This is a genomic window from Spirillospora sp. NPDC049652, from assembly GCF_040675125.1.
Lineage (GTDB): Bacteria > Actinomycetota > Actinomycetes > Streptosporangiales > Streptosporangiaceae > Spirillospora.
On record NZ_JBFAOF010000542.1, the window covers coordinates 1 to 4,910 of the forward strand.

The 4,910-nt window shown below is 73.4% G+C and carries 5 protein-coding genes; 1 reads left to right on the forward strand and 4 read right to left on the reverse strand.

From position 1 onward, the window contains the following. The 4 genes from AB0J52_RS27320 to AB0J52_RS27335 all read right to left on the reverse strand — a co-directional run. Positions 1–1,703 (reverse strand): DEAD/DEAH box helicase (locus AB0J52_RS27320; RefSeq protein WP_500185205.1); only part of this gene is annotated, 1,703 nt, incomplete at its 3' end. Positions 1,704–1,739: 36 nt separating this feature from the next. Then, on the reverse strand, positions 1,740–2,543 hold the full coding sequence (locus AB0J52_RS27325) for a zinc metalloprotease (RefSeq protein ID WP_500185200.1): 804 nt from the start codon (positions 2,541–2,543) through the stop codon (positions 1,740–1,742). Between the two features lie 428 nt (positions 2,544–2,971). Continuing rightward, on the reverse strand, positions 2,972–3,226 hold the full coding sequence (locus AB0J52_RS27330; protein ID WP_500185201.1) for a DUF3039 domain-containing protein: 255 nt from the start codon (positions 3,224–3,226) through the stop codon (positions 2,972–2,974). Between the two features lie 17 nt (positions 3,227–3,243). Continuing rightward, on the reverse strand, positions 3,244–3,828 hold the full coding sequence (locus AB0J52_RS27335) for a YqgE/AlgH family protein (protein WP_500185203.1): 585 nt from the start codon (positions 3,826–3,828) through the stop codon (positions 3,244–3,246). Positions 3,829–4,000: 172 nt separating this feature from the next. On the opposite strand from AB0J52_RS27335, the gene AB0J52_RS27340 reads away from it, so the two are divergent. Next, positions 4,001–4,678, forward strand: a complete 678-nt coding sequence (locus tag AB0J52_RS27340) for a hypothetical protein (RefSeq protein WP_500185204.1) — start codon at positions 4,001–4,003, stop codon at positions 4,676–4,678. The last annotated feature ends 232 nt before the right edge of the window (positions 4,679–4,910 follow it).

Below are 4,910 nucleotides of genomic sequence, written 5' to 3' on the forward strand. Positions count from 1 at the left end.
CGCTTGCGGACGTCGTCCGCGCTCGCCTGGGCGAGGACGGGGCCGCCGCAGGTGCGGCGCAGCTCGGAGTGGATCACGCCGTGTGGCTGGCCGGTGCGGTGGCTCCACGCGCCGACCAGGCCGTTCAGCTCCTTGCGGAGGGCGTGCAGGTCCTCGGCGGCGGTGCGGTCGGCGCGCGGGTCGCCGGTCTTGCGGCTGCGCTCGTTCTTGATCTGCTCGGCCTGCCGCTTGCGCAGCAGCTGGGTGACCTGCTCGGGTTCGAGCAGGCCGGGGATGCCGAGGAACTCCTCCTCCTCGGCCGAGCCCGGCTGCGCCTGCATGCCGAACTCGCCGCCGTCGTACAGCACCCGGTCGAAGGTCGCCGACGCCTCGACCGTCTCGAACGGCAGCTCGTCGCCGACGACGTCCGGGGTCTTGCGCTCGCGGTTGGCCTCGGCGAGCAGGTCGTCGTCCAGGCCGTCCTCGCGGACCGGCCTGTCGAGGACGTGGTCGCGCTCGGCCTCCATCTCGGCCGCGTGCCCCATCAGCGTCGGCACCGACGGCAGGAACACCGACGCGGTCTCGCCGCGCTTGCGGGCACGCACGAAACGGCCGATCGCCTGGGCGAAGAACAGCGGCGTGCTGGTGGAGGTGGCGTACACGCCGACCGCCAGGCGCGGGATGTCGACGCCCTCGGACACCATCCGGACGGCGACCATCCACCGGTCCTCGGTGTCGGCGAACGCCTTGATCTTCTTGGACGCGGTCGGGTCGTCCGACAGCACGATCGTCGCGCCCTGCCCGGACACCTCGCGCAGCGTCCTGGCGTAGGCGCGGGCCGCCTCGTGGTCGGTCGCGATGACCAGGCCGCCCGCGTCCGGGATGGCGCGGCGCAGCTCGGTCAGCCGCTTGTCGGCGGCGGCGAGGACGTGCTTCATCCAGTCGCCCTTGGGGTCGAGCGCCGCCCGCCACGCCTGGGACATCTGGTCCTGCGTGAGGGGCTCGCCGAGCGTCGCGGCCAGCTCGTCGCCCGCACGGGTGCGCCAGCGCATCTCGCCGGAGTACGCCAGGAAGATCACCGGGCGGACGACGCCGTCGGCGAGCGCCGGGCCGTAGCCGTAGGTGTAGTCGGCGCGGCTGCGGCGGATGCCGTCCGCGCCCTCCTCGTACTGGACGAACGGGATCGGGTTGATGTCGGTGCGGAACGGCGTGCCGGACAGGCACAGCCGGCGCGTCGCGGGCTCGAACGCCTCGCGCACCGCGTCGCCCCAGGACAGGCCGTCGCCCGCGTGGTGCACCTCGTCGAAGATGACCAGGGTCTTCTTCATCTCGGTGCGGTTGCGGTGCAGCGCCGGGCGCGCCGCGACCGTCGCGTAGGTCACGGCGATGCCGTGGAACTCGCGGCCGACGGCGCCCTGCCCGTTCTGGAACTCCGGGTCGATCTTGATGCCGACGCGGGCGGCGGACTCGGCCCACTGCCGCTTCAGGTGCTCGGTGGGGCAGATGACGGTGACGGCCTGGACGAGGTGGCGGTCCAGCAGCTCGCGGGCCAGGCGGAGCGCGAAGGTCGTCTTGCCCGCGCCGGGCGTGGCGACGGTCAGGAAGTCGCGCGGACCGGGCTGCGTGCCGTCCGACCCGAAGTAGACCTCGAGGGCCTGCTGCTGCCAGGCGCGCAGGGACGACGCGGTCCCCCACGCGGCCCGTTCGGGGAACGCGGGGGGCATGCTCGATGCGGCGAAGGTGCTCACGGTCATCGAAGGCTACCGATCCCGACCGACAGATCGCGCCGCGCTTCCCCCGCCGGACCCCGCCCGGCGCCCCCGGTACACCGCCCACACCGACCGCACGCGACGCCCCTGACCTGCGGTGAACTCCCGCATGCAGTCGTCGGGGGCATAGTCCATGAAGTTGTGGACAGGATCGTCGCCGGATTGCGGACAGGTGTCCTTCCTCACTGGGCAGCCGCCGGTCGCGGACGCCTCGTACGGGGTGTCGTCGACCGAGTCGCCCGGCGCCGCGCAGCCGTTCTCGAACGTGTGGTAGAGCCCGAGCCAGTGCCCGATCTCGTGGACGGCCGTGAACCCCAGGTTGTAGAGCTGGAAGGACCCGCCGGGGACGGTGCGGTAGTCGACCACCACGCCGTCCAGCACCGGCTCCTTGCGGTACGCCTGCGGGAACGTCGAGAACCCGAGCATCTCCGTGCCGACCGCCGCCGTGTACAGGTTCAGCACGCCGGGTCCGCCCCGGCGCAGGGCGCGCTTGAGGTCCCGCTCGTGCTGCTTGGGCTCGCGGAACCAGTCGGCGTGGTCGGTGCGGTCGATGCCGGTGAGGTGGAAGGAGACCATCGTGTCGGCGCCGCCGCGCCGTCCGCCGTAGGCGAGGTTGAGGGCGGCGACCTGCCGCCGCACGGACGCCTCGGGCAGCGCCCCCTCCGCCCCGGCGGTGATCACGTGGAAGCGCACCGGAACCCGCAGCGGACGCGCCCGCCGCGCCGCGCGCTCGGCCGCCCCGAGGCCGGACGTCCCGGACCAGGCGGCCAGCCGCCGCCGCAGATCCCTCTCCATCGCCTCGACACGCCCTCTCCCCAGCGTCGCCCCGTCCCCGCCCCGGACCGCCCGCGCCGCGCCGCCCAGGGCCGTGGGGGCCGCCTCAGAGCCGCGACCGCCCCCGTGACCGGACGCCCCGGCCACGCCGCCGGACTCCGCCCGCCCCGGACGGACGCACGCGGTACGAACGACACCCCCCGTCAGCCCCCCGGCCGCCGGACGCCCCGCCAGGGTCTCCCCCGCCCGGCCGTCCACCTCCGGCCGGATCTCACCGTTCGCGCTCGCGACCGTACCGAACGTGACCGACAGAGCGCACAGCGAAAGCGCGAAACCCCGCCCCATGACTCATCCCCCGAACCGAAGACGTCGTGATCCCCCGGCCGATCGTCGCACGACCGGCCAGGGGATCACGGGGGAACGCGCGCGGACCCCGGCTGCTCGCCGTCCTACTTGTCGCCGCCGGAGTCGCCGCCGGACTTCATCGACTCGTAGATCTCCTTGCACTCCGGGCAGACCGGGTACTTCTTCGGGTCGCGGTTCGGCACCCAGACCTTGCCGCACAGCGCGATCACCGGCGTGCCGGTGACGGCGCTCTCGGTGATCTTGGCCTTCTTGACGTAGTGCGCGAACCGCTCGTGGTCGCCGTCGCCGTGCGACAGGTCCGGCCGTACGTCGCTCTCGGGAAGGATCTTCGTGCTCACGTCTTTCACCTTAGCCGTCAGTTCATGGTGGGGTCGTCGGGAAAGGTCGACACGAACGCCAGGTCACCCGCCTGGCGGCGCAGCACCTGCTGCCACAGCCGCTCGGGCTCGGCGGCGAACACGTCCCCGGCCTCGGCCGGGACCAGGTACCAGGCGCCGTCCTCGATCTCGCCGAGCAGCTGGCCCGCGCCCCAGCCGGCGTATCCGGCGAAGACGCGGAGCTGGAGCAGCTCGGGCGCCAGCAGCGCGGGCGGGGCGTCGAGGTCGACGAGGCCGACTCTGGCCACCGACGGGTCGCCGTCGAGCGCCCGCCAGCCGAGCGGCTCCTCCTCGCCGGGCAGCCGGGCCAGCGCCAGCGCGTTGTCCAGCGCGACCGGACCGCCCTGGAACACCACCGAGGGGACGGTCACCAGCTCGGCCCAGGGCGGCAGCACCCGGTCGACCGGCACCTCGGTCGGCCGGTTGAGGACGACGCCGAGGGTCCCGCCGTCGCCTTCGCCGTCGTCGTGCTCGACGACCAGCACGACCGTGCGCCGGAAGTTGGGGTCGTCGAGCTGGGGGGTCGCCACCAGCAGGGTCCCCACCGTGATGCCGTCTTCCATTGCACCATCATGCGTCGCCGCGGCCCCCGGCGGCACATCCCCCCACCGGTTGCCCCGTTACACGGACCCGGCCGAGGGGATATGAAGAAAAATGGGTCAGGGTTTATGCATGCTCTAGATTACGGCCGTGCGCGGGGCGCGGTCCCGTAGGGCCGCCGGGCCGGAGGTCACGATGCAGTTGCCGAGGGTCGTCATAGCCGCCGTCTTCTTCGTCATCGCGGCGCTGATCGCCGTGCCCGAGCTGATGAAGTGGGGTTCGGGCGGGGCCAACGCCTCGAACAAGCCCGCCGCCAACTCCAGCTCGCTCCCCACCCCCTCGGCGTCCGGCAGCGGGACGGGCACGCCGGGCAAGGGCAAGTCGTCGCCGACGCACGGGACCAAGCCGAGTTCCCCGGGTTCCCCCACCGGCGCGGAGCCGCTGGTGGTCACCTTCGGCGCGGTGGACTGCCCCGGCCGGACGGTGGACGTGACGGTCCGCAACGAGAGCTCGCAGGAGCAGGGCTACTCGGTGGAGCGCGACGACAACTCCACCCCGGTGACGGCCAAGGTCGGGCCGGGCGCGACCAGGACGAGCACGCTGCGCCTGCGCGAGGACCGGCGGACGCTGGTCGTGGTGAACGACTCCGCGCACCGGCTGGTCAAGCAGAAGGCGGTCAGGGCGAACTGCGCGGCCGCGACGCCCAGCCACAAGCCGACCCGGCTGCCGCACACCGGCGCGGACTCGGCCATGATCTGGGCCCGCGTGGCGACCGGCGCGGGCGCCCTGGTCGCCGGCGTGATCATCCTCTGGTACGGCGGGATCTGGCCGCGCCGCCGCGACCCCATGTTCAACGACAAGGGCGCGAAGTAGCGGTCCACCGAGCCGACGCGACACCGAACCTGCGGAACGCCGAGCCTGCGGACCAGCGGGCCGGTGGAACGCCGACGGCCCGGGGCGGATGACACGCCTCGGGCCGCCGGTCTCGACGTCGCGCGCCCTTCCGTGGAGAGCCGGACGGGCTTACCTGGAGGTCAGGCTTCCGTACGGGGACGGCCGCCGGCGGCCTCGCGGACGGCGCCCGCGACCCGGCCCGCGACGTCCG